The sequence below is a fragment of the Methylocella sp. genome (assembly GCA_037200525.1).
Lineage (GTDB): Bacteria > Pseudomonadota > Alphaproteobacteria > Rhizobiales > Beijerinckiaceae > Methylocapsa.
Genome location: JBBCGG010000001.1, coordinates 2205233 through 2229314 on the forward strand (window position 1 = coordinate 2205233; position 24082 = coordinate 2229314).

At 60.0% G+C, this 24082-nt stretch carries 23 protein-coding genes, 1 tRNA gene and 1 pseudogene; 11 read left to right on the forward strand and 14 right to left on the reverse strand.

Translation table 11 applies throughout. The annotated features are described in order from the left end of the window. Position 1: 1 nt before the first annotated feature. The 4 genes from WDN46_10800 to WDN46_10815 form a co-directional block, all read right to left on the reverse strand. A complete protein-coding gene (locus WDN46_10800) occupies positions 2–1063 on the reverse strand; it encodes a DUF2232 domain-containing protein (protein MEJ0093903.1) in 1062 nt (353 codons plus the stop codon). A 239-nt stretch (positions 1064–1302) separates the two neighbouring features. Beyond that, positions 1303–1545 (reverse strand): 30S ribosomal protein S18, encoded by a 243-nt coding sequence (gene rpsR, locus WDN46_10805; protein ID MEJ0093904.1) that lies wholly within the window; start codon positions 1543–1545, stop codon positions 1303–1305. Continuing rightward, entirely contained in the window at positions 1545–2012 is a 468-nt protein-coding gene (rpsF, locus tag WDN46_10810; protein MEJ0093905.1) for a 30S ribosomal protein S6, read from the reverse strand. The genes rpsR and rpsF overlap by 1 nt, the downstream gene beginning before the upstream one ends. A gap of 270 nt (positions 2013–2282) precedes the next feature. After that, entirely contained in the window at positions 2283–2699 is a 417-nt protein-coding gene (locus WDN46_10815) for a hypothetical protein (protein MEJ0093906.1), read from the reverse strand. Between the two features lie 206 nt (positions 2700–2905). On the opposite strand from WDN46_10815, the gene fabD reads away from it, so the two are divergent. From fabD to mltG, 5 genes are all read left to right on the forward strand, one after another. Next, positions 2906–3862: an ACP S-malonyltransferase gene (fabD, locus tag WDN46_10820; protein MEJ0093907.1), complete on the forward strand. Its 957-nt coding sequence runs from the start codon at positions 2906–2908 to the stop codon at positions 3860–3862. A gap of 27 nt (positions 3863–3889) precedes the next feature. Further along, positions 3890–4627 carry a 3-oxoacyl-[acyl-carrier-protein] reductase gene (gene fabG, locus WDN46_10825; GenBank protein ID MEJ0093908.1) on the forward strand — a complete coding sequence of 246 codons (738 nt, stop codon included), beginning with the start codon at positions 3890–3892 and terminating at the stop codon, positions 4625–4627. Positions 4628–4889: 262 nt separating this feature from the next. Then, complete coding sequence (locus tag WDN46_10830; GenBank protein ID MEJ0093909.1) at positions 4890–5129, forward strand: acyl carrier protein; 240 nt, start codon at positions 4890–4892, stop codon at positions 5127–5129. A 119-nt stretch (positions 5130–5248) separates the two neighbouring features. Then, positions 5249–6511, forward strand: a complete 1263-nt coding sequence (fabF, locus tag WDN46_10835) for a beta-ketoacyl-ACP synthase II (protein MEJ0093910.1) — start codon at positions 5249–5251, stop codon at positions 6509–6511. A gap of 169 nt (positions 6512–6680) precedes the next feature. Beyond that, positions 6681–8486, forward strand: a complete 1806-nt coding sequence (gene mltG, locus WDN46_10840; protein ID MEJ0093911.1) for an endolytic transglycosylase MltG — start codon at positions 6681–6683, stop codon at positions 8484–8486. A 66-nt stretch (positions 8487–8552) separates the two neighbouring features. On the opposite strand, the gene rimO is transcribed toward mltG, so the two are convergent. From rimO to WDN46_10865, 5 genes are all read right to left on the reverse strand, one after another. Continuing rightward, positions 8553–9920, reverse strand: a complete 1368-nt coding sequence (gene rimO / locus WDN46_10845) for a 30S ribosomal protein S12 methylthiotransferase RimO (protein ID MEJ0093912.1) — start codon at positions 9918–9920, stop codon at positions 8553–8555. A 231-nt stretch (positions 9921–10151) separates the two neighbouring features. Beyond that, entirely contained in the window at positions 10152–10949 is a 798-nt protein-coding gene (locus WDN46_10850) for an outer membrane protein (protein ID MEJ0093913.1), read from the reverse strand. A gap of 246 nt (positions 10950–11195) precedes the next feature. After that, on the reverse strand, positions 11196–12017 hold the full coding sequence (locus WDN46_10855; protein MEJ0093914.1) for an outer membrane protein: 822 nt from the start codon (positions 12015–12017) through the stop codon (positions 11196–11198). A 753-nt stretch (positions 12018–12770) separates the two neighbouring features. Continuing rightward, the gene (locus WDN46_10860; protein MEJ0093915.1) at positions 12771–13559 is read right to left on the reverse strand and encodes an outer membrane protein; all 789 of its coding nucleotides are present in this window, start codon (positions 13557–13559) and stop codon (positions 12771–12773) included. 221 nt (positions 13560–13780) lie between these two features. Continuing rightward, positions 13781–14497, reverse strand: coding sequence for an outer membrane protein (locus WDN46_10865; GenBank protein ID MEJ0093916.1), 717 nt, complete (start codon positions 14495–14497; stop codon positions 13781–13783). A 532-nt stretch (positions 14498–15029) separates the two neighbouring features. Between WDN46_10865 and WDN46_10870 the strand changes: the two genes are divergently transcribed. From WDN46_10870 to WDN46_10895, 6 genes and pseudogenes are all read left to right on the forward strand, one after another. Continuing rightward, positions 15030–15119: transfer RNA gene (locus WDN46_10870), tRNA-Ser, on the forward strand. 604 nt (positions 15120–15723) lie between these two features. After that, positions 15724–15930: pseudogene (locus tag WDN46_10875) on the forward strand (integrase core domain-containing protein). Positions 15931–16104: 174 nt separating this feature from the next. After that, entirely contained in the window at positions 16105–16353 is a 249-nt protein-coding gene (locus WDN46_10880) for a hypothetical protein (GenBank protein ID MEJ0093917.1), read from the forward strand. Positions 16354–16542: 189 nt separating this feature from the next. Then, positions 16543–17298 carry an SDR family oxidoreductase gene (locus WDN46_10885; protein ID MEJ0093918.1) on the forward strand — a complete coding sequence of 252 codons (756 nt, stop codon included), beginning with the start codon at positions 16543–16545 and terminating at the stop codon, positions 17296–17298. A gap of 318 nt (positions 17299–17616) precedes the next feature. After that, positions 17617–17799, forward strand: a complete 183-nt coding sequence (locus WDN46_10890; protein MEJ0093919.1) for a hypothetical protein — start codon at positions 17617–17619, stop codon at positions 17797–17799. 266 nt (positions 17800–18065) lie between these two features. After that, a complete protein-coding gene (locus WDN46_10895; protein MEJ0093920.1) occupies positions 18066–18503 on the forward strand; it encodes an AAA family ATPase in 438 nt (145 codons plus the stop codon). On the opposite strand, the gene WDN46_10900 is transcribed toward WDN46_10895, so the two are convergent. The 5 genes from WDN46_10900 to WDN46_10920 all read right to left on the reverse strand — a co-directional run bounded on the left by WDN46_10900 (position 18500) and on the right by WDN46_10920 (position 23884). Next, positions 18500–19668, reverse strand: a protein-coding gene (locus WDN46_10900; GenBank protein MEJ0093921.1) for an IS3 family transposase whose coding sequence is annotated in 2 segments (ribosomal slippage) — positions 18500–19404 and positions 19404–19668 — 1170 coding nt in all. Because the reading frame shifts where the segments join, the coding sequence is not laid out codon by codon here. The two genes, WDN46_10895 and WDN46_10900, sit on opposite strands and share 4 nt — an antisense overlap. A 45-nt stretch (positions 19669–19713) precedes the next feature. Further along, positions 19714–20295 (reverse strand): response regulator, encoded by a 582-nt coding sequence (locus WDN46_10905; protein ID MEJ0093922.1) that lies wholly within the window; start codon positions 20293–20295, stop codon positions 19714–19716. 283 nt (positions 20296–20578) lie between these two features. Continuing rightward, positions 20579–21157, reverse strand: a complete 579-nt coding sequence (locus WDN46_10910; protein MEJ0093923.1) for a DUF302 domain-containing protein — start codon at positions 21155–21157, stop codon at positions 20579–20581. A gap of 140 nt (positions 21158–21297) precedes the next feature. After that, positions 21298–22926, reverse strand: coding sequence for a GMC family oxidoreductase N-terminal domain-containing protein (locus WDN46_10915; GenBank protein MEJ0093924.1), 1629 nt, complete (start codon positions 22924–22926; stop codon positions 21298–21300). A gap of 97 nt (positions 22927–23023) precedes the next feature. Beyond that, on the reverse strand, positions 23024–23884 hold the full coding sequence (locus tag WDN46_10920) for an alpha/beta hydrolase (protein ID MEJ0093925.1): 861 nt from the start codon (positions 23882–23884) through the stop codon (positions 23024–23026). Positions 23885–24082: the final 198 nt, after the last annotated feature.

Genomic DNA, 24082 nt, shown 5'->3' on the forward strand with positions numbered 1-24082 from the left:
TTCAGGGTTTGGGAGAAATCTTGTTCTGCCTGCGGTTGCGCAGAGAGAACGCGGAGTCGAGGAGGCCGAGCACGGCCACAGGAACGAGCGGCCAAGGCATCAGCAAGGCGAGGGAGACGTAGACGAGAGTGAGCAGCAGAGTCCGGAACCTCAGGCCGCGCGACAGATCATGGATTACGGCAAGGCCCTGCAGGGCAAAGCCCATGCCGAGCGCCGCCGCGACGATGGCGCTAATGAGGGCGGCGACGCCTCCGATGAAAGACGCCCCTGCGGCCGCCGCGACGAAAACCAAGGCGTAGGTTCGCGGCAACCCTAATTCATGGGGAATATCCGGCCACGGACGCGGCAACCGCCCCGATACTTCCGCCACGCGCCCGGCGAGCCACAGGTTGAGCGTCAGCATCAGCAAGGTCGAGGCGGCGACAGCCGGCGGCGTCGCCAGCACGATAAGCTGCGCGATGCTATGCGCATCAATCCCGCGTGGAAGGGCGAGATCGCCGATCAGGCCCTCGAGCGCCGGCGCAACGGCGCCTTCCGCCAGATCGAGCGACGCCGCAAACCCGCCATGACGAAAGGAGACATAGAGCGTGCCGGCGACTGCAACCGTCGCCGATATGGCGACGCCATAGGTCAGCAGCCGTTCAAGCGGGCAATAATCGCGGGCGAAAGATCGTCCCGCCCCGACGGTGATGCTCCAGGACGAACTTCCTTTTGGCCGGCTCAATGCGGCGAGAAAGCTCAGCCATAAGGCCGGCAGCCCGAGACTGAGGACGAAGGTCAGGCCAGCTAGCGCCGCAGCGTCGAGGATGGCGCCGCGCCCCTCGTGGGGCTGCTGAATGATCGCAATCCCGAACACTGTGAGGGCGGCGACGGCGGTTGCAATTACGCCCGGGATGCGGCCGAACCCGAGCACGGCGATCATGATGGGCAGAGGTGAAAGATAGGCCAAAGCAATGGCGACGACGGTCACCTGATTGACGAGGCTGAACAATATGGCCGAGGCGATTCCCGCTCCAACGGCGGCGGCGATGGAAGTGCCGAGAGTGGGGAATGGGTTTTTCATTATGCCCTGCTGTCCCGCTGAAAGGCGGTTAGAGGCGGGTCGGAAACACATGCCTCCGCCCGTCCCAACAATACTTAAAACGACCGCAAGGCCGCCTCTTTAAAGTATGACCGCTTCGATTTGAAGCAATCGTACTCTCTTTCTTGACGTTAACGTCCGCAACTTTTTGGGATCATGCTCTGATCCCGTGCGGATTGGACGCTTCGACAGCTGGCTAGGCGCTGGCGATCGCCAAGCCCTTAGCGGATCACGTAAGGCAAAAGACCAAGGAAGCGGGCGCGTTTGATCGCTTTTGCGAGTTCGCGCTGCTTTTTGGCGGAAACGGCGGTGATGCGCGAGGGCACGATCTTGCCGCGCTCGGAAATGTAACGCGACAGAATGCGGGTGTCCTTATAGTCGATCTTCGGCGCATTCGGACCAGAAAAGGGGCAGGTCTTGCGACGACGGAAGAACGGACGGCGGGGCGCTGCTGCGGTGGTCATCAGAAATTGCCCTCATCGCTAGCGCCAATATCATCGCGAGAACGTCTTGGAGCCCTGTCGGGCCGGTCGCCTCTATCGGGGCGCGGGCCGCGGTTGCGATCGCCTCTATCGCCGCGGTCGGGACGGTCGCCGCGATCATCGTCGTCGCGTTTGCGCATCATCGCCGACTGGCCCTGTTCGAGCGCTTCGACGCGGATGGTCATGAAACGGATGATGTCTTCGTTGATGCTGCTCTGCCGCTCCATCTCGTCGACGGCGGCCGCCGGCGCATCAATATTCAGCAGCGAAAAATGAGCTTTGCGATTCTTTTTGATGCGGTAAGCGAGCGATTTGACGCCCCAATACTCGATCTTCTCGATCTTGCCGCCAAGAGATTCGATAATCGATTTGAATTGCTCGGTCAGCGCTTCCACCTGCTGGGCGGAAATATCCTGACGAGCAAGGTAAATATGCTCATAGAGAGCCATTGGCTTGCCTTTCCTTGCATGGTCGCGAAGCTTCGGCGCAGAGCCCTTCGAGCCTGGGAAAGGCTCGACAAGACAAACGAAGGCGGAGACACTGGAAAGCGGATCATTAAAGATCCTGCCCGCAAAGCGAGCTTTCCGATCAGCCCCCGGCCGCAGCCGCGAAGCGCGCTTTATAGCGTTATTTCGCTGACAAGCAAGGCATGTTCGCCAGATTTCGACGCGGCGGCGCTTACGGCCTCGGGAAAGTTGCGCGCCAAATGTCGCTTTGGCTCAAACGCAGGGACCCCATTCGCCGCTGGCCCTGATCCGCCAAGCCTTCAAACCAGCCTTTGCGACAACGATTCGGCCGCTTTTCGCCATAACCACCAGATGCTGGAAAATGAGAGGCGTGCGCCAGGCCATGGGTTTGGCGGGGTCGCAGACGGCGCGATATTCATCGGAATCAGGATCTTCCATCAAGATCACGCCGACGCGGTCCGGCCGCAGCTGCGGACTGAGGCCGCGATCGCCTTTCCAAAGGCATTCGTAATCGCGGCAGACGTCCGGTCGCGTCTCATAGATTCCGCACCCGCCGGTCTTTTGGCAATGTTCGCACCAGAGGCCGGCCGGCTTCTCAAATTCAGTGATCTCAAGCACCTTGCAACAGAAGCTGCACTCGCCGCAGGCCTTGCCCGGAATGTCCAGCATTGATTCTCGCCTCGCGACCAATCGCCGATTCGCAATATGCGAATCTTGACCGCGCCGCGCCTCGACGCAAGAAAAATCCAGATATGGCCGCCGATCGAGGATGGTTCAGCGCGCCAAGGAAATTGCGCCCGCGGCTTGACAGGCGTTTGCGGCAATGCGAGTTCGCAGATCTTCAAATCTAAAAGTCCATTAACGTAGGATCGAGTTTGACGTCGAAGGCATTCATTTTTCCTGGGCAGGGATCGCAGGCCGTCGGCATGGCGAAGGCCATGGCGGATGAGTTCCCGCAGGCGCGCGCAGTTCTCGCCGAAGTTGACGATGCGCTCGGACAGAATTTGTCCCTGCTGATGTTTGAAGGTCCGCAGGCCGAGCTCACTTTGACCGCCAATGCGCAGCCCGCCTTGATGGCCGCGAGTTTGGCTGCGATCCGCGTGCTCGAGGCCGAGGCCGGTCTTGATCTGTCCCGCGACGCCGGCTTTGTCGCAGGTCATTCGGTCGGGGAATATTCGGCGCTGGCCGCGGCGGGCTCCTTGAGCATTGCTGAAACAGCGAAGTTGCTGCGCGTGCGCGGGACGGTCATGCAGGACGCAGCTCCGGTTGGAGCGGGAGCGATGGCCGCGCTGCTCGGGGTTGATTTAGAGACCGCCGTCGCAATCGCCAAACAAGCGATGGATGAAGCAAGCGAAGGCGAGGTCTGCGAGGTCGCGAACGACAATGGCGGCGGCCAAGTCGTCATCTCTGGATCTTGCGCGGCGGTCCATCGCGCCATCGAAATCGCCAAGGGGAAAGGCGCGCGGCGCTCGATTCTTCTGCCGGTGTCGGCGCCGTTTCATTGCAGCTTGATGCGGCCTGCCGCCGAGGCCATGGCCTCGGCCCTCGCCACCGTCAAGATCAAGGCGCCCCGCGTTCCGCTTGTCGCCAATGTGCTCGCTGCGCCGGTGACGGACCCCGAAGACATCCGCCGGCTGCTCGTCGAGCAGGTTATGGGCGCGGTGCGATGGCGTGAAAGTCTGATTTTCATGACGAGCCGGGGAATTTCCCTCTTCGTCGAATGCGGCGCAGGAAAAGTCTTGTCTGGCCTCGTCAAGCGGATCTGCGAAACCGCGAGCGGACTGTCAGTTGGCGCGCCCTCCGATATCGCTCTTTATAAGGCGCAGGCATGAGGCGCCGCGCGTCCGGAGTTTGTTTTCATGTTTGATCTTTCCGGTAAGACCGCCCTCGTTACGGGCGCGAGCGGCGGCCTTGGTCAGGCGATTGCGCGCGCCTTACATGCGCAGGGCGCGACCGTGGCCCTGTCCGGCACTCGCAGCGATGCGCTGGCTGCGCTCGCGGCTGAGCTCGCGACCAATGTTCATGTGCTTACCTGCGATCTTGCCGACAAGGCGTCGGTCGAGGCGCTCGTACCCTCGGCCGAGGCCGCGATGGGCGGGCTCGACATTCTCGTTAGCAATGCCGGCGTCACCAAAGACAATTTGTTCATGCGCATGAAAGACGAGGAATGGGATCATGTCCTCGCCGTCAACCTGACCGCAACCTTTCGTCTCGCTCGCGCCTGCCTCAAAGGCATGATGCGCAAGCGCCACGGGCGCATTATCGGAATAAGCTCCGTCGTCGGCGTGACGGGCAATCCGGGGCAGGGCAATTACGCGGCGTCCAAGGCGGGAATGATCGGAATGTTCAAAAGCCTTGCGGCGGAGGTTGCGAGCCGAAATGTCACAGTCAATTGCATCGCTCCAGGCTTCATCGAAAGCCCGATGACTGCGGTTTTGAATGCGAAACAGCGAGAAGGCATTCTCGGGATGGTTCCGATGGGCCGGCTTGGAACCGGCGCGGAAATTGCCGCGGCGGTGGTCTATCTGGCCAGCGCGGAGGCTTCCTACGTGACTGGCCAAACCTTGCATGTAAATGGAGGAATGGCAATGATTTGAGGGGATTAGGGCGCAGCTCCGGCGCAGTGCGCAGGCTCTCGCCAATATGATTGAAGTATGTTACCAAACCAGCGTTGAGCAGTCAGGGAAGCGATCTTTGTGGGGATTTTAAGGGCAGGTTTCTGGACTTTGACCCCCGTCGCGCGCATACGAACTCTATAATTGGATATCAGAGTCGCATGCATCGCGTGATAGGCGCCTAATGCCGCGCATCGATGTCGGCCTATGTCGGCAAATTAGTGAGGACGAGGAATAAACGACCATGAGCGATGTCGCCGAGCGGGTAAAAAAGATTGTAATTGAGCATTTGGGCGTAGATGCTGACAAAGTCGTCGACAATGCCAATTTCATTGAGGATCTCGGTGCGGATTCTCTTGACACTGTCGAACTTGTGATGGCTTTCGAAGAAGAGTTCAGCGTCGAAATTCCCGACGATGCGGCGGAAACCATCGTCACCGTCGGCGATGCCGTCAATTTTCTCGAGAAGGCGACTGCTGCTTGATTTTTCAAGCGCAGCCGAGCGAGCGAGAAGATTTTTTACAAAGATAATGTTGCGATGAGCGCCAATGTGGCCGGCGGAACAGGACGGGCGCAGGATGACGGTATTGGCCGGGGCCGAACATGCGTAGGGTAGTTGTTACCGGTCTTGGCATGGTGTCGCCGCTGGCTTGCGGCGTCGAACTCACGTGGACCCGTTTGCTTGCGGGTTACAGCGGTGCTCGACTCATTGAGGGATTCGATACGTCGGATCTCGCCTGCAAAATCGCGATGCCGGTTCCGCGGGGCGATGGCGCCGACGGGACCTTTTCCCCCGATCAATGGATGGAGCCGAAAGAACAGCGTAAGGTTGACGATTTCATTCTTTACGCTGTCGCGGCGGCGACCCAGGCGCTGTCTGACGCGAATTGGAAGCCCACCACCTACGAAGACCAAATCAGAAGCGGCGTTCTTATCGGCTCCGGCATCGGCGGTCTTGGCGGCATCGCCGAGACCGCCATCACTTTGCACGAGAAAGGGCCGCGCCGGGTCTCGCCCTTCTTCATTCCCGGCCGTCTCATCAATCTTGCTGGCGGCTACGTCTCGATTCAGCATGGTCTTCGCGGCCCGAACCATGCCGTCGTCACGGCTTGCTCGACGGGGGCTCACGCCATCGGCGACGCCGCGCGCCTGATTGCGCTCGAGGATGCCGACGTCATGGTCGCCGGGGGAGCTGAATCGCCGATCAACCGCATTGGAATCGCCGGTTTCGCGGCGTGTCGCGCCTTATCGACGAATTTCAATGATCGCCCGAAGCAAGCGTCGCGGCCCTATGATAGGGATCGCGATGGATTCGTTGTTGGAGAGGGCGCTGGCTGCGTCGTTCTCGAAGCTTATGAGCACGCCAAGGCGAGAGGCGCCCGGATTTATGCCGAGGTGGTTGGTTATGGCATGTCGGGCGACGCGTATCACATCACGGCGCCGCAACCCAGCGGCGACGGCGCTTTCCGGGCGATGGGGAGCGCTATAAAGCGGGCCGGAATCTCGCCGGGCGACATCGATTATATCAACGCGCACGGGACGTCGACTCCGCTCGGCGACGAGATTGAATTGCTAGCGGTGCAGAGAATGGTTGGCGAAGGAGTGAATTCGCTGTCGCTATCCTCGACAAAATCGGCGATAGGGCACCTTCTTGGCGCGGCCGGAGCAGTTGAGGCGATCTTTTCGATCTTGGCGCTTCGCGATCAAATCGTTCCGCCGACGCTGAATCTCGACAATGTCTCCTTGGACACCAGGATTGATCTTGTTCCGCACAAAGCTCGTGAGCGGAATGTCGAATTTGTTCTTTCCAATTCCTTCGGTTTTGGTGGAACTAACGCATGTTTGATCTTCAAACATGTCGAATGAACGGCTGGGCGCGCAAGAGAGTCTGTGTTCCCCCTTGCGCGAACCCGAATTCGCCACATTTTTCTAGTCCGATGACGCCGTGATCCGAGAGGCAATCCAGATTGCGGTTCGTCGAATCGACCATTGATGAATTGATGGCGATTTGGAGCCGAATGGATGGGTTGAGTTGATGGCCGGCATGCCTCCAAAGGACAAAGAAGACGGCGCGGCGGATAGATCCGATGCTCGCCCCGGCGGTCGGTTTGCCGGCTATAGGGGCCCGCTGCAAAGTCCGAATGAAGCGTTGCAGCCTGAGGCCGCTCCTCCGCCTCCGCCCGCGCCCCCCAGCCGGCGCCGGCCAGTGGTTTCTGCGGTCAGCGGATTTCTGTCCTTTCTTTTGATCGCTGCGGTCGCGTCGATGTGTGCGCTCATTTGGAGCGAGCAACGCATGCGCGAGCCGGGGCCGCTCGCGGCCGACAAGGTGCTCTATATCGTTCCGGGCACCGAGGTTCCGGAAATCATCGGCGAACTCGATCGCGAGGGGATTATCGATAGCCCGTTCGCGCTCAACGTGGCGCTCTTGCTCGAAGGCAACCGCTCGAAAGTGAAGGCGGGCGAGTATCTTTTCAAGCAGAACGCCAGTTTGCGCGAGGTGATGGATACGCTCGTCAGCGGCAAGCAGATTCTGCATGCGGTCACAATCCCGGAGGGATTGACCAGCGAGCAGATTGTCGAGCGGCTCCAAGAAAACGACGTTTTGCTTGGCGATATCAAAGACGCGCCTAAGGAAGGCAGCCTATTGCCAGAGACCTATAAAGTCTTTCGCGGGGCGTCGCGGGCTGATCTCATCAAGAAGATGCAGGACGATCAAAAGAAAGCCGTCGATCAGATCTGGTCGCACCGCAACAGCGACCTGCCTCTGCATTCGCCCTATGAACTCGTGACATTGGCTTCAATCGTCGAGAAGGAAACCGGGAAGGCGGACGAACGGCCGCACGTCGCCAGCGTGTTTATGAACCGCCTTGCGAAACGGATGCGGCTGCAGTCTGACCCGACGATCGTCTATGGTTTGGTGGGTGGCAAAGGCACGCTCGGGCGAGGCATCACCCGAGTCGAACTTGAGAAGTCAACGCCTTATAATACTTACACAATCGATGGTTTGCCGCCGGGTCCAATCGCCAATCCCGGCCGAGCGGCGCTCGAAGCGGTGGCTAATCCATCGCGTACGCAGGATCTCTACTTCGTCGCCGATGGAACGGGAGGTCACGTCTTCGCGGAGACGCTCGACCAGCACGCGCGCAATGTGCAGCGTTGGCGTCAGATTGAAAAAGACGCCAAGGATAAACCGGCGGCTTCCGACGTCGATAAGGCGCCTCAGATTGCGCCGGTTGGCCCCGGCCGCCCGGATCAGAGGGGGGAAATCACAACGCCTGGCTCGATCTACGGCGCCTTGCCGTCCTCGCTTGAAGCGCCGGGAGCCGGTTCGGGCGTTCGCCCGCTCAATGACGGCTCGGCGGCGCCTTTGTTGATGGCCTCGAGCCCGCTTGGGGCGCCTGATATCCGCAACGCCCGCGCCGACAAACTTCCCGCGCCAGCCCGTGCTTTCAGCATGGGGCCAGGTCTTGAGGAACTCGGCATTACCGTGCGCGGCGCGCCCGCCGTGGTCTCGCTCGATGGCCCGGAAAATCCATCCGATATGGCCGACGCGCCAGACGAGCCGATGAATTCTCCCGTAGCCGCTAATCCGCGCGCCGACCAGAAGGCGCACGTTGCGCGCTTAGGTCTTGCGTCTGGAGGCGACGCCCCGCAGTCGGACTCGCTCGACCGCCTGCCGGTCGCGGCTGCGCCGGACCCGCCGCCGCCCGTCGCCGCAACGCCGAATGGTCCGGTGAGTCATGCGCGCATCATCGACGTATCGGAGGGGACCCCGCTCGATCCCCTCCTCGATAAGACCTATGATTTGAATTACGCCAAAAACGTCCCGTCGATGAAATAGCGCGTTTGGCTTTAGCGTGGCGGGGTTTGCGCCGCGATGCGGAACGGAGATTAGGCGCGCGCCGCCTTAGACTGCTGCTCCGTAGAGATCATAGGCGTCGGCTTTCTCGATTTTGACGGTGACGATGTCGCCTATGCGCAAGGGGCGGCGCGACGTGATGTGAACTTTCCCATCGATGTCGGGCGCATCGCCCTTGGTCCGTCCTTCGGCGGCTCGCGGCGTCGCCTGATCGACGATCACGGACAAGCGTTTGCCGACCTTGTCTTTCAGCCTGCGCGCGCTAATCGCTTGACTATGCTCCATGAATTGGCGGTAGCGACTTTCCTGCAGCGCTGGCGCGACATGCGGCCGACCGAGATCATTGGCGGAGGCGCCCGCGACCGGCTCATATTTGAACGCGCCGACGCGATCGAGCTTGGCTTCGCTGAGCCAATCCAGCAGAAAACTGAAGTCGGCTTCCGTTTCGCCGGGAAAGCCGACAATGAAGGTCGATCGAATCGCAAGGTCAGGACAGACCGCGCGCCAGCGCCTGATGCGCTCCAAGGTTTTATCCTGATCGCCGGGGCGTTTCATCGCCCGCAACACGGTTGGGCTCGCGTGCTGAAATGGAATGTCGAGATAAGGCAGAATCAAGCCCGCCGCCATTAGCTCCAAGACCTCATCCACGTGTGGATAGGGATAGACATAATGAAGGCGAACCCAGACGCCGAGCGAGCCAAGTTCGAGCACGAGATCGATGAATTTTGCTCGCACGGCGCGGTCGCGAAAGAGGCTTTCTGAATATTTCAGATCAAGACCATAGGCGCTGGTGTCCTGCGAGATGACGAGAAGCTCCTTGACCCCGGCCGCGACGAGCCGTTCCGCTTCGCGCAGAATATCTCCCGCCGGCCGGGAGACGAGATCTCCGCGCAGCTTTGGAATGATGCAGAAAGAGCAGCGATTGTTGCACCCTTCCGAGATCTTCAGATAGGCGTAATGACGCGGCGTAAGTTTGACGCCTTGTGGCGGCAGAAGATCGATGAAGGGATCATGTGGCGGAGCCATCGCGTCATGGACCGCCTGCATGACCGATTCGAAATCTTGCGGGCCCGTGATGCCGAACAGATTTGGAAATTGGGCTCGTATCGCCTCCGGCTCAGCGCCCATGCAGCCTGTTACGATGATTTTGCCGTTTTCGGCCGCCGCCGCGCCGATCGCCGCGAGCGATTCTGCCTTAGCGCTGTCAAGAAAACCGCAAGTATTCACGATGACGGCGGCGGCTCCGTCATAACTTTTGGTCAGTTCGTAGCCTTCGGCGCGAAGGCGGCTGAGAATTTGTTCGCTGTCGACGAGCGCCTTCGGGCAGCCGAGGGAGACAAATGCGATTTTGGGCGCGGGAAGCCGCGTGGGGGCATCGCCTGCGGCGGCCCCGGAGTTGGGAAGGTCTAAAATCATGCGCTTGCTTGCCATGCGCGCCGGCGCCTTGCAAGAGGAAGACGCAAATTGCGTGGTCGCAAGCGCAACTCCGGCAACGGAGAAGCTCTGCTGCTATCCAGGGGGTGCGACTTCATCCGCGCCGCGCGATCGTGAGACGGCGCGCAGAGCCCGCGCTAAAATAAAAACCCGGCCAGTTGGCCGGGTTTTCATTGGCTTTCGTCCTGAAAGTTGAAGCCGGGAGGCTATGCCTCAGTATTTGGCCACAACCGGAACCGGCGGGGGCAGCATATCGAACTTGTAGCTGAAGCCGACCTGCACCTGGTTCTCGACGACGTGACGGTTGAAGAAAGCGCCAGCGCTGCCAAGGATCGGATCGTTGAACGAATTGCTCGCGAAGATCGTCGAATGGCCGAAATCGGAATAGCGATATTCCGCCCGGATCGACCAATTGTTGGTGACGGCATATTCGAGGCCGCCGCCGACGGTCCAGCCAACCCGCGTCGACGAAGCGCTGTCGAAGCCGCCGAATCCATCTGCGAAATTGCTCTGAATGTTGCCGTCGACGCCAGCGAAGGCGACGCCGCCTGTTGCGTACAACAGGACGCGGTCCCAAGCGTAGCCGACGCGGCCGCGGATCGAACCCTGAACGCCCGAGTTGACGTTGATGTTGACGTTGCCGGGAAGCGCCCCGCCAAAGAACGTGTTGCTGCTGTTGAAGGATTTGCTGAGGCTGGTGCCGTCGACGCTGCCTTCGATACCGATGACGAACTGGCTCAGCTGCAGGTTATAGCCGACGTGAGCGCCGCCGATGACGCCTTGAGCGCTATTGCTGAACTGAGCGAAATCGCCAAAATTGTCGCCAAAATTGGTGTTCTGGTTGCCCCAAGCGTAGCCGATCTGGCCGCCGATATAGATGCCGGTCCAGGTGAAGATCGGCGCCGGCGGCAGATAGACCGGCGGCGGAGCCCGCGAGGGCAGGTCGGCCGCAACAGCCGATCCAGCCAGCGCGATGACGCCAGCCGAAGCCATGAGAATACGACGAAACATCATGCTTTCTCCTTTCAGGGATTCAAAGCTTCCGCAAACTACCCCGTTTCCGCTTGAGCACAACCGTCCCCGAGCGAGAATGACCCTCTCAGCCGCGCAATTTGGATCCATGTGGCCGCAATGCAACAGATTCATGGCCGCGCGCCGGCAAGCCGCCTTATCTCATAAAGAACACACGATTTCGCCTAATTGTGCAGGGCGAGAGTTTTAGCTCTCGCCCTGAAGGTCGATGGCGAAAAGCGCCGCTCAGTATTTCGCGACGATAGCCGCAGGCGGAGCGCTAGTGAACTTGTAGCTGACCCCGAACTGGACTGTATTCTCGATAATATTGCGAGTTACAGTGCCGCCGCCAAAGCCAAGAACGGGATCGGTTATGCCAAACGCGTCGCCGGCGACCTGGGTGGAGTGACCGAAATCGGAATAGCGATATTCCAATCGGATCGACCAATTGTTTGAGACGGCATATTCGATGCCGCCGCCGGCAGTCCAGCCGAGGCGGGAGGCCCTGGTGTGATCGCAACCGTTGAAGCCGGGGAATGCGGCTCCGCCCGCGAAAGCGCCGGGGTTAAAGTTCGTGCACACATTGCCGATAAGGCCAGCGAAGGCGACGCCGCCTGTGCCGTAAACCAGGATGTGATCCCATGCGTAGCCGAGGCGACCGCGGATCGAGCCCTGGGCGCCAATGCTGGTGTTAAAAGTCGACAATGCGCTGAGCCCGTCGACCTGCACGGGAAGCACGAAGCCTTTGCTGGTCAGGGTGGATCCGTTGACGTCGCCTTCGAGACCGATCACGAACTGGTTCAGCTGCAGATTATAGCCGACGTGACCGCCCCCGATAAAGCCTGCGGTGCTGGGGCTGAAGCTAGTGAAGTCGCCAAAGTTGTTGGAAAAAGAAGTGTTCTGGTTACCCCAAGCGTAACCCATTTGTCCGCCGATGTAGACGCCCGTCCATGTAAAGGGAGGCGGCGGCGGCGCGTAGACTGGCGCGCGCAAGGGGAGATCAGCTGCGACGGCTGACCCTGCGAGAGCCATGGCGCCAACCGAGGCCAAGAGAAACCGACGCAACATAAACTGTCTCCTTTCAGGACTTCATTTCAAGAGTTTTAATACCTGCAAATTACTCAGTTTGAGCCGCTCGACAATGTTTGTTGCATCGCAAGGGCCGCCGAGGGCGCGCTATTTAGGGGGCTGTATCCGGGAAACAACAAACGCCGATGGAACGTACACCCGGTGCTCAATAAAGCGCCAAGCATTTGATTTTTGTGGACATTTAACGGAGACGCAGGCGCGTTGCAGCGGTATGACGGAAGCCGTTGAGCCGGCTTTACAGGCCGACAGCGATTCGGCAGAGTTACTTGGAGATCGATGAACAGCGGCCCATGAGAATGCATTCGCAATAGAAACGGCAAGTAAAAAGCATGTCAAGGCGACAGCCGGTGCGAGGGCGGCTTGACCGAATCACGGCGGCAGCGCTGCAATTGCGGAAGATAGGCCCGGCCAATTCAGGCGCCGCATAGGGCTGGATTTCGCGCCAACTCTTTTCGCGCGACAAGTTTCTAACAAGGTCAGCCGATCCCCTAAGCTCTCGTGCGGTTCGCGACGTGCTGGGAAGCCGACGCGACGATGCTGTAGATCGTCGGTAAGCGGGGGCGGCGCTGCGCATCGAATGCGCTCGCCATCAGTCTGATTTGCGCGCCGTCTTTTCCACTAAGGTTTGCGATGGATTGCCCGCTTGCGCGGTGCAAGAAACAGAAAACCCGGCCAACTTGGCCGGGTTTTCATTGGCTTTCGTCCTGAAAGTCGAAGCCGAGAGCCTATGCCTCAGTATTTGGCGACAACCGGCACGGGAGGCGGCAGGAAGTCGAATTTATAGCTGAAGCCGACCTGCACTTGGTTCTCCGTAATGTGACGGTTTTCAAATGCGCCGACCGAAGCCAACAAGGGGAAGTTAAAGGAGTTGTTTGCGAAAATCGTGGAGTGTCCGAAATCGGAATAACGATATTCCGCACGGATCGACCAATTGTTGGTGATGGCATATTCAAGACCGCCGCCGACCGTCCAGCCAACGCGCGTGGTCGAAGCGCTATCGAACCCAAACGGGGTCGAAATGTTGCTGTCGACGCCAGCGAAGGCGACGCCGCCCGTGGCGTATATCAGCACGCGATCCCAAGCGTAGCCAATGCGGCCACGGACGGAACCCTGAACGCCGACGTTGGAATGGATAGAAACGGGCGGAGCGAAGCCCGGGAACACTCCATTCGCCGAAACGAATCCAGAGGCGGTCTTGCTCAGGCTGGAGCCGTCGACGCTGCCTTCAAGGCCGACGACGAACTGGCTCAGCTGCAGATTATAGCCAACGTGGGCGCCGCCGATGACGCCGCTATTGTTGACGTTGAAGGTAGAAAAGTCACCGAAATTATCGCCAAAGTTACCGTTTGAGGTACCCCAAGCGTAACCGACCTGACCACCGATATAGATGCCGGTCCAGGTGAAGATCGGCACTGGCGGCAGATAGACCGGCGGCGGAGCGCGGGAGGGAAGATCGGCCGCGAAGGCCGACCCGGCGAGCGCGATAGCGCCAACCGAAGCCATAAGAATACGACGAAGCATTTGCTTTCTCCTTTCAGGGGTTGGAAGCCCGAGCAAATTACCCCGTTTCAGGTGCCCAACAAAACGTTCTCGGGGTAAAAGGGACTTTGGAAAGCGCTATTCGATTCAGGTGTGGCTTAGGCGCAACGGAATCGGGGGACGGGTTTGCTGACATCGGCGCGCGCCTGGGCTTGCGGCCCAAGGTCGGGTCGCCAAATCAGGCCAAAATGCGGCGGCGGTCTTCAGTACTTCGCGGTGCTCGGCGCAAACAGAGAGTCGAACTTGTAGCTGAAACCGGCTCGGATCGCGTTCTCCGTCTCGTGATGGGATACGGCGCCGTTGGGAACCGCAAGGAGAGGAAAGTCGGTGAACGACCCATAGTCGGAATAGCGATATTCGGCGCGGATCGACCAATTATTGGTGATGGCATATTCGAGGCCGCCGCCGATGGTCCAGCCTGCGAGCGACTTCGCAAACGAATTATAGCCAAAAAATGACGTATAACTGTTGGTGACGCTGGCGAAAGCGGCGCCGCCGGCGACGTAAAACATGGCGCGATCCAACGCGAAGCCGACGCGGCCGCGGATCGAACCATCTACAGGGATTTGCGTGCCGTAAACGACGGGTCCCCAGCCATAAGATCTGCTGACTCCGGAGCCGTCGATGTCGCCCTCAAGACCGACGACAAACTGATTGATCTGATAATTATAGCCGATATGGGCGCCGCCAACGACGCCGTTCGGGACAAAGCTTGGGCCTGAAAAGGCAAAGCCTCCGCTGTGACCGGAGAAGCTATCGGTTCCCCAGGCATAACCGATCTGGCCGCCGAGATAGAGGCCGGTCCAGGTGAAGATCGGAGCGTAACCGCTCGGCGCTTCCTGATATGGCAGATCTGCCGCAAGCGTTGCGCCCGCGACGGCGACAAGAGCGGTGGCCGACAAAAGCAACCTACGGAACATGCTCGTCCTCTTCTCAGACGCGCGCAAATGTTGACCAGCAAAGTCGCACCCGGAACAGCGCGGGGGCAAGTCATTCGCTTGCCCCAAGCGTTATGCAGCAAACCCTGTCGCAACGTTCTGGCGCAAATATGCAGCCGCAGTAGACGCGATCGATTGATGTTTCCAATTGACTAATCAAATAGGCTGAAACTCTTACTAAAATGTCTCGAAACGTGCTTACCAAAATATGTCGGGGCCAATGATCCAAATCGATCTTTTCGCTTTGCCATCGCCTAGGCCGGCTGCAAAACTCGCCGGAGCGAATGATGAAGGCCTGATTGACGCGGTTTAATTGGCTGGCTCGCGGGCGTCGGTTTCATTATTGCGACGTCATCATCTTGTGCGAAAGTCCGCTGCCTTTCTAATATTGCGCTTTCGCATCCGCCGCGCAGCCTATACCAAGCGTGGGCATAAGGGCGGCGATCGCGTGCGGTTTCGATTTCGCGCTGATATATGCTCGTGTATGAAGAGGGCGAAGCTCGACTTCAGCGGGGGAAGGGTGGCCGAGTGGTTTAAGGCAGCGGTCTTGAAAACCGCCGTGGGTGCAAGCCCACCGTGGGTTCGAATCCCACCCCTTCCGCCAGAATATGTTATAACCAATTGATTTTGTTATGGAGTCTCAGATACGAATAACATAACCCACAAGACAGCCCACAGCTTACCGGCCGTTGGGAAAACCACCCACCTCGCTGCGAGAAGAGGCCTTAGTCATCCGAGCTTGGGGACGCGGTCGGCGATTCCCCCCTCGTTTTGAAGAGGAGCCCCCGCTCGCCGGGGTTTAAACAGCGGCGGGGGGCAGTTCGCACTACCGGGACACGATCGTTGGGCCTTGAAAAAAACTGGAAAATCAAGGGGGTGGCGAAACGGTCTGGCTCCACGCAGGCCTAAGCCCGCGGTTTTTGACCAGACCGGAGGCCCTCCCCAGTCTAGCCAAGCAACGCATATGGAACAGCCGTATTACCGCGCGATTACCGCCAGATTTCATCTGTGAAAAGTACGTCGCAGTGGCGACCAATCGGAAAAGGGGGCGATATCGACTCCGACAAGAGTCGGCCCTTACGGTTTAGGCAGCGCCGGCCAGCAGAATCCAACCAGACCCGGGCCTAGCGCCGGGCTATTGCTGAACAACTTCGACGCGTTTCCGTAGCATCGCGCGATGATACCGGGAAAGGAGCGCAGCAATTCCGCCCGTACGCAGTCCGGAATCGAACGGGATGTCGGAGGCGTTCGTCAAAACCTTCAAGCGCGATTATGTTCGCATCAACCCCTTGCCGGACGCCCAAACAGCGCTCCGGCAGATCGCCGGATGGATCGACGATTACAACGAAATCCATCCTCATTCAGCGCTCAGGATGCGCTCCCCACGGGAGTTCATCCGAGCTCAGGCCCAGTAGCCAGCGTGTCCGGTGAAACGGGGGGCACTCCACTCGGAGGCTCTCCCGTCGACGTCGAGCCTTGTGTTGTTGAAGTCGTTTTGCGAACGGACCGACACCTGGCCGAAGGTAACCCATTGGTTCGCGGCTCGATGAAAGCCAGCCGCTGTTAGCCTTCGCCGGGATCTGGCGGATATGGACCGGCGAGCAGAAAAAGGCGAAACGCGCGAGCATCGCCTTTTCTCCTTTCTGACGGCAGAAGCGAATGATGTGGTCCGGCCGATCTACGCCAAAGCCATGCAGGTGCTGCTCACGACCCCCAGGAATGGGACAGATGGCTCGAAGGATCGCTTGGCGAAGCTATTCCGCTTCAACGCCCCTAGCGCACGAAAAACTGCGGATTATGGCGATCGGCGAGAAAATGGATGGCGCAGCGGGCCGTAGCAGTCTGCGTCGGCTGCAGGCTATGATGATCACCGGAGGGAGATCTCTTACGTTATCTCGTATCGCGGCCATAGCCTATCCAATGTCGGGATGCCATGCAAAAAATCGGAACTCCTATATCGTCGTTATCTAGCTAGGCCGGGAACGTCGCGATCCATATGGTAGAGGTCACGCCCCAGGAGTAGGACCATGACCAAGATTGCCCTCGTCACCGGCGCCAGCCGCGGCCTCGGCCGAAATACCGCCCTTAGCATCGCCCGCCACGGCGGCGACCTCGTTCTCACCTACCGGAGCCGGGGCGATGACGCACAGGCCGTCGTCGCCGAGATCGCGGCAATGGGCCGCAAGGCGGTCGCCTTCCAACTCGACACCGGCGACGTCGCCAGCTTCGCCGCGTTCGCCGATCAGCTGCGGACCACGCTGCGCGAGACGTGGCAGCGCGAGACGTTCGATCACCTGGTGAACAACGCCGGTCACGGCATCTACGGCACGATCGACCAGACAACCGAGGCGCAGTTCGACGAACTGGTCAACGTAAACTTCAAGGGAGTCTACTTTCTGACGCAGACTCTGCTGCCCTTGATCGCGGACGGCGGGCGCATCGTGAACGTGTCTTCCGCCCTGACCCGGATATGCTTTCCCGGCTACGCCGCCTATGCATGCGTGAAGGGCGCGGTGGACGTGCTCACCCGCTACATGGCCAAGGAATTGGGCGCACGCGGCATTACGGTGAACACGGTCGCGCCGGGCGCGATCGAGACCGATTTCAGCGGTGGCGGCGCTCGCGACAACGCTCACATCAACAAGCTACTCGCAGACGTGACCGCCCTAGGCCGCGTCGGCTTGCCGGACGACATCGGGCCAATGATCGCGAGCCTGCTGTCCGAGGACAATCGCTGGGTCAACGCGCAGTGGATCGAAGTGTCCGGCGGCCAAAGCATCTGAGCGATCAATCAAGCCTGGCCGAATCGGGCCGAAGCATAGCGCAAAGCGTGGCGTCTGCGCCATGATGTCCCATCGCGCGGGCGTGGCCGCTAAGCGATCGTTCTTCGCAAAGTGCGCGCGAGCGTATCGAGCTATCGATCGGTAAAACTTTGTTCTAATCAAACCCGTCTGAATGGCCGGCAAGTTCTTCAAAAGGCGCAAACCATGGATACCAGTGAGGCGACAAGCGACTAATTGACCATTGCGCAACTTAGAGAACGCCGCAACGCGGAATGGAAGTTTTAATCAGGCGACGTAATTCCTTGCCGGATAGCGGAGATGGATTTCTCGGTGGCTGAGCCGATCCAATCGGCGCTGAAGCGTATGGTTGGGCAGCAGGACTACGGTTACCTATTGCGGGATGGCACCGCTGCCAATCTATCGCTCGGCCGTGCGTTCGCACGACGCATGCGCGCTCGTTATAACTGGGAAGTGGCAGCCGAAGACGCCACTGCCGCTTAGCCGGCGCTCTGATGCGCGAGATTCTGCACCTCGATGGGAATGGGTAGACTTCGAGCGCGGCGTCATCCGCTGCCCGATTCGAAGACGGGGGCCAAGCCGGTTTATCTCTCAGCCGCCCGCGCTAGTCGTGCTTGCCGCCTTGCGCCGCATGAACCCAAGCCGCGTGGCAGAAGGCCATTAGCTCGGAAGGCGAAGCCAAGGATTAAGCTATCGCCGAGGTCGAGGCGGCCGAGCGCGCGGAAGCGATAGCGTGGATCGCGCGAGAAGTGGCCAAGGGCGCCAAAGACGCGAACGGCGACAAGTCCGACAGGGGCTCCGGTGCCGACTGGTGCATCGACATGTCGGAATGGGATGACGAGACGCCGCCCCTGCACGAGCGGATCGTGCCCGGCCTCATCCCTGCCAAGGCTGTCACGATATTGTCGGGAGACGGGGGGCCGGCACCCCCCCTTGCGCTTCTCCTTTGCGGCGCGATGGCGCTCGACGGCGATTGGATCGGAAGAAAAGTTAAACCCGGCCGAACGCTTTATCTTTCCGCAGAGGATGACGCGGACGATTTGCATGGGCGCATAGCACCTATTCGAGTTGCTTACGGAGCGTCGTTCAAACTAATTTCAGGATTCCTCTGCATCAAGGATCTCGTTGGCACCGACGACGCCGTGCTCGTGGCCTGCCCCCATGGGGTGATCCAGTTTGAATGTTAGTGCATTGTCGGCCCTGGCGCTATTGCTGGCGTGGCGGGCGAAGCTGGTCCGGATTGCGAAGCCGGCCATTGCAGGGTCTCCGGGGCTGGCGGCTTGTAGCCCAGCGATGAGTGCGGGCGCACGGTGTTGTAGTGGCGTCGCCATCGCTCAATGACGACCTTCGCCTCCTTGAGAGTGTAGAAGATTTCACCATTCAAAAGCTCGTCGCGCAGCTTCGAGTTGAAGCTCTCGCAATAGCCGTTCTCCCAGGGACTGCCCGGCATGATGTAGGCGGTCTTCGCGCCGACGGCGGCAATCCAGTCACGCAACGCCTTGGCGATGAACTCCGGGCCGTTGTCGGAACGAATGTGGATCGGAACCCCTCGCAAGATGAAGAGGTCCGAGAGAACGTCGATGACGTCCGCTGCCTTCAGCTTCCGGTTAATCCTGATCGCGATGCATTCGCGGGTAAATTCGTCGATGATATTCAGCATGCGATATTTCCTGCCATCATGAGTGCGGTCCTCGACGAAGTCATAGGACCAGACGTGGTTGGGGCATTGCGGGCGCAGCCGGACGCACGAGCCGTCATTGAGCCAGAGACGCCCGCGCTTGGGTTGTCTGGCCGGAACTTTCAGCCCCTCGCGTCGCCAGATCCGCTCGACCCGTTTGACGTTGACCTTCCAGCCTCGCTCCCACAACATCGCCGTGATGCGGCGGTAGCCATAGCGGCCGTACTGGATGGCGAGCGCCGTGATGTCGGCGATCAATGCCGCTTCGTCATCGGGCTTGGTCGGAACCTTGCGCTGCGTGGAGCGATGCTGACCGAGAACCCGGCAAGCGAACCGCTCGGAAACGCCATGTTCGGCGATCACATGCTCCACGCAGGCGCGACGACGCGCGGAGCTCAGAAGTTTCCCGAGGCAGCCTCTTTCAGGATCAGCTTCTCAAGCGTCAAATCGGACACCGCTCGACGGAGCCGCGTATTCTCCGCCTCCAGCTCCTTCAGCCGCTTCACCTGATCGCCCTTCAGGCCGCCGTATTCCGACCGCCATCGATAGTATGTAACTTCCGTCACCCCTATCGAGCGGATCGCCTCCGCGACCGGTCGCCCTTGCGCGCTAAGCACTTCGACTTGCCGTAGCTTCGCGACGATCTCTTCCGCCTTGTGTCTTTTCCTCGGCATTGCGCAGTCCTCCATCAGGCTCATAAGCCCATACTTCACGGAGGATCACTTTTCAGGGGGCAGACCACGAGAGAGTGTGCGCTGCGGCGCTTCGAGGAACGCAATGAGGAGGGCGCGCTCGCTCTTCGTCAGCGTAACCGCAATTTCACTGGAGTCGGTCAGGCGGGCAAAGCGCCGATCGAACTGCCACCCACCAAATGTGTAAACGCCGAGCTCCGGCCCTTGCGGAGGCGCGACGCGCTCGGTTTTCCGTCGCCGCAACACTGCCCGAATGCGCGCCAGCAGCTCTCGGAGACTGAAAGGTTTGGTGACGTAATCATCGGCGCCAAGTTCCAAGCCAACCACCCGGTCGGTCTCTTCGCGCCGATGGCCAGTGACAATGATGACTGGGACGCCGGAGCGCGACCGGATATCTCGCAATAACTCGAGCCCGTCCTCTCGGCCAAGTTGCAGATCAAGAATAACCAAACGGGGTTTGTCTCTCGCAAAGTGACGAGCCATATCTTGCTGTCCTGAGGCTGAAATGGTGCGCAAGTTATTTTCTTCGAGGAAATTGATGACCATGCTTCGCATGGCTGCATCGTCATCGACGACGAGGATGCCTCCCGGCCGGCCGTCGTCGTTCATGTCTCTATATTCCTTGGAAATCCCAGGCGGCCGACGGTGAGCTGGGGTCTGGCCTCCGAGGTCAGGTCGCTCGGCGGGTCCTCCGCATGATTTCGTCTCCGCGTAATTTGGCGTGTTGGCGTAGCTGCGGACATCACGGATAGCCGAAGAGATGGTCCTCCCGGCGGGGGTGCGCAGCGAACGCGAACCTGCGCTTTTTAGCATCGAAGGGAATAGGAACACCCGATGGGTCAGTTTGGGCAAACCGATGTGGTTCCGCACTCCTCCGGCGTGGGCAAGCGCCTTAAGCGCTCACCTTCTTGATCAGACGTAGCATGTGGTCATCGAGGGTCTGGGCGACCTCGTCGATTTCGGCATTGTGGAACTGCCCAAACTGCGTTGAGGGCTTATCGTACTCAAAGGTCGTTCCGCCTCGAGCATTTTCGTACACGTTGAGCCGAAGAGGAGCGTAAAGCGCAGCGCTGAAATTCAGCTTCGTCATCTCGGCGGCAGCAAGGACGTCGCCAAGATAGTAGACGTCGCCCTGTTGGCGTCGTCCCTCCAGGGCCAGCAAGTCGCCTTGCTCCGCTACAAAGTGAATCATGAAGCCGTCCGGCGCTAGGGCTTGGGTCAGCTTCATACGAAGTTCGGCGATCTTGTTCTCCTGGAGGAGCTCGCGATAGCTTTCGTCGAACCGCTTGACCTCGGCATCGAGCCGAGATGTCACTAGCTGATAAGGCGTGGATGTCTCGATTGTCACATGCTCCATCACCACGGATGTGTTCGAGACCTGGAACTTGTCCGCCGCCCCGGCCATGGTCGGACATCGCAAAGCCAAACTCGCGCAAAACAGAGCCACTGCTCCAAGGAACCTTTTCGACATGATCAACCTCCATCATGTTTTGAACGCGGCGCTTCTGACCTGCCGCTAATCCCTTGATGCGAGGAACTCCTCATCGAGGGACTCTTACGCTGACTGAGGGACCGGCGGCGGCGTTCGCCGCCTAATCGTTTTCGAGCCGATCAAAGCCGACGTTCGCGGGCGATTGCCTTGCTCGCCTGCTCGCCGATGATGACGCAGGGAGCCATGGTGTTGGCCAAGGGAACCCGCGGCATCACGGAGGCGTCGGCGATGCGAAGTCGGTCGACGCCGTAGACCTTGAGGCGGCTGTCAACGACGGACATGGCGTCCTGTCCCATCTTGGCGGTGCAGCTCTGGTGCCAAATGGTCGTCACGCCGTCGCGGATAAAATCATCCATCGCCGCGGGATCGAGCGCCGTCGGCATGACCTCTCGTTTCACGAAGCGCCGAAGCGCCTTGGCATTGCCGACCTCCCGCGCGAGCTCTACGCATCGCCGCAAAGCGGTTAGATCAGCCGGATCCGAAAGGATCTGCGAGTCGATCAGGATCGGGTCTTCGGGTTTGGCGCCGGTCAGGCGCAGACGCCCAACGCTATGCGGACGCAGCAGCGCCGGAAAGATCCCCCAAGATCCCGCCGGTATGGAGTGGCGCGCGGCGAGTTCAGAAGTGGGCACCGGGAACTGGATCTGGAGCAATTGGATGTCAGGACTATCGAGCTCCGGCGCGCTTTTGGCGAAGATGGTGGCTTCGCCGCCATTGCCGTGGGGGGCAATCGGCTCCGGATATTCCCAGATGCAGCTTGAGACCATGATGTGGTCCTGGAAGTTGGCCCCGACCCCAGGAAGATGTTCGACCGACGGGATATCGAAGGACGCCAGCGTTTCAGCATCGCCAATGCCGGACTGCATCAATACCTTGGGAGTGTGGATGGCGCCCAGGGACAGGATCACCTCCTGCGCGGCGTTGAAGCGATGGAGCCGGCCGTCGAGGATGCACTCCACACCGGTCGCCGCTCCCCGTTCAGTCAGCACGCGCGTGACAAGGGCGCCGGTCAGCACGGTGAGGTTCGGCTGGTTCATCAACGGATATGCATAGGATCGGAAAATGGATTGCCGCCGGCCGTCGCGAATGCGCAAGTTGAAGTAGGACGCGCCGCCGGGGCCTTCCATCATGGAGCCGTTGACATCCTCGAAGACGGGGATGCCAAGCTCAGCGGCGGCGTCGAGCATGCCGACTGCGATGGGGTTCGGCTCGACCGGCGGCGTAATGTAGAGGAGGCCGTCGCGTCCGCGTCTGGCCGGATCGGGCTTGCCTCGCCAGTTTTCGATCTCGCGGTAGATGGCCAGAACGGAGTCATAGCTCCAGGCCGGATCGTCGGCCTGTGCGGCGAAATAATCCCAGTCGCTCTTGTGGCCGCGGGCCCAGAGCATGACGTTGATGCTCGATCCTCCCCCCAGCACCTTGCCCATGCTCATCGGGATGGCGCGCCCGTTGAGATGCGGATTGGGCAATGCCGCAAAACCCCAGTCGCGCGAGCTGCCCAGATTCATCGGCCACGCCGCCGCCGTCTGGACCTCGTGCGCGCCATCGCTTCCGCCGGCCTCGATCAGCAGCACCGAGACGCTTGGATTCTCGGCCAGCCGCCGCGCCACGACGGAGCCGGACGAGCCGGATCCACATACGATAAAGTCGTATGCGCCCTTCAAGGCGCCGCGAAGCCGAAGCTGATTTTCTTCGACCTTGCGGGCGAATTCCGCTTCATCACGCTCAAGAGTTGACGTTTCGCTCATAACTTTTCCACAACAACAGATTGAAAAACTGGGATTCCGCTGCGGTCTCCTGCGGCCGGGTCAGTCCCGAATCGGGCAGCGGTGACGCTGCTATCGGCTACGCGTCCAAGAAGGTCCGGACATGGCTGACGAAAGCCTCGTGGTGCTGAAAGAGAGCGCCGTGCCCGGAGTCGGGATAGAGGATGAGCTGAGCGTTGCTCAGAGCTTTGAACATCGCGTAGGCGTTATCCGCCGGCAGCATGGTGTCGTTGCTGCCGCTGGCCACAAGGACGGGCTGCGTGATCGCGCGCAGAATGGCGTGCTCGGGATCGGGCGTGGCGCACCAGGTGATCAGCGCCTTGGCCTGCGGATCGGTCACGGCCTTGCCGCTGTCGGCGTCGCGATCTTCGGTGCGGGCCTTCGCCCGCTTCAGGAACGCTAGACCCGCCGCTTGGCTGGCGGAAGATCTTGTGAAGAACAGCGGCAGCCGGATATCCGGCGCCTCAGTGTGTGAGAAAGCCTCCTGGAGCACCGCCAGCAGATGCTCTTCGCCGCCTCTCGGAGCAGTGCCGACGAGGATCACCTTGCGGACCAGAGGTCCGTGCTCGGCGGCAATGATCTGAGCGACGAAGCCGCCGAGGGAAAACCCCAGCAGGTCGACTTTGGAGAGGCCGAGCAGATTGATAAAGGTGACTGCATCGCGGGCCATCGCGGCGACATTGTCGGGGGTTTGGCCTGTCGAGCGGCCGACGCCGGCGTTGTCGAAAACGATCATAGGACGATCGGCGGCCAGGGCGTTCACGACGGCGGGGTCCCACGCATCGATGTTGCCCGAGAAGTGCTGCAGCAGAACCAGCGGCGTTCCGGTCGATGGCCCGAGTTGGCGATAGGCGAAGCGGATCCCGCCGCCTTCGACGTAACGGGTGGGCGTTGTTTCAAGCGTGCCAACCTTACGGTTCGCGATGTTGAGTTCGGTCATTACATCCTCCAGAGTGAGAAAACCGCTCGTGCGGAGCGGCACGGCATTTTGGCATGGCGGGAAATCAGGCTTTTAATTTCGTCGGTAACTTTATCGGCCGGATTTCTGTATTTCGTTCAGGCTGAAACATCTGCGTCCGGTTCCGTCAGGACCCGACACGATATCTCCGCCGCGCGGTGCGCAGCGTTCTCCCGCGCT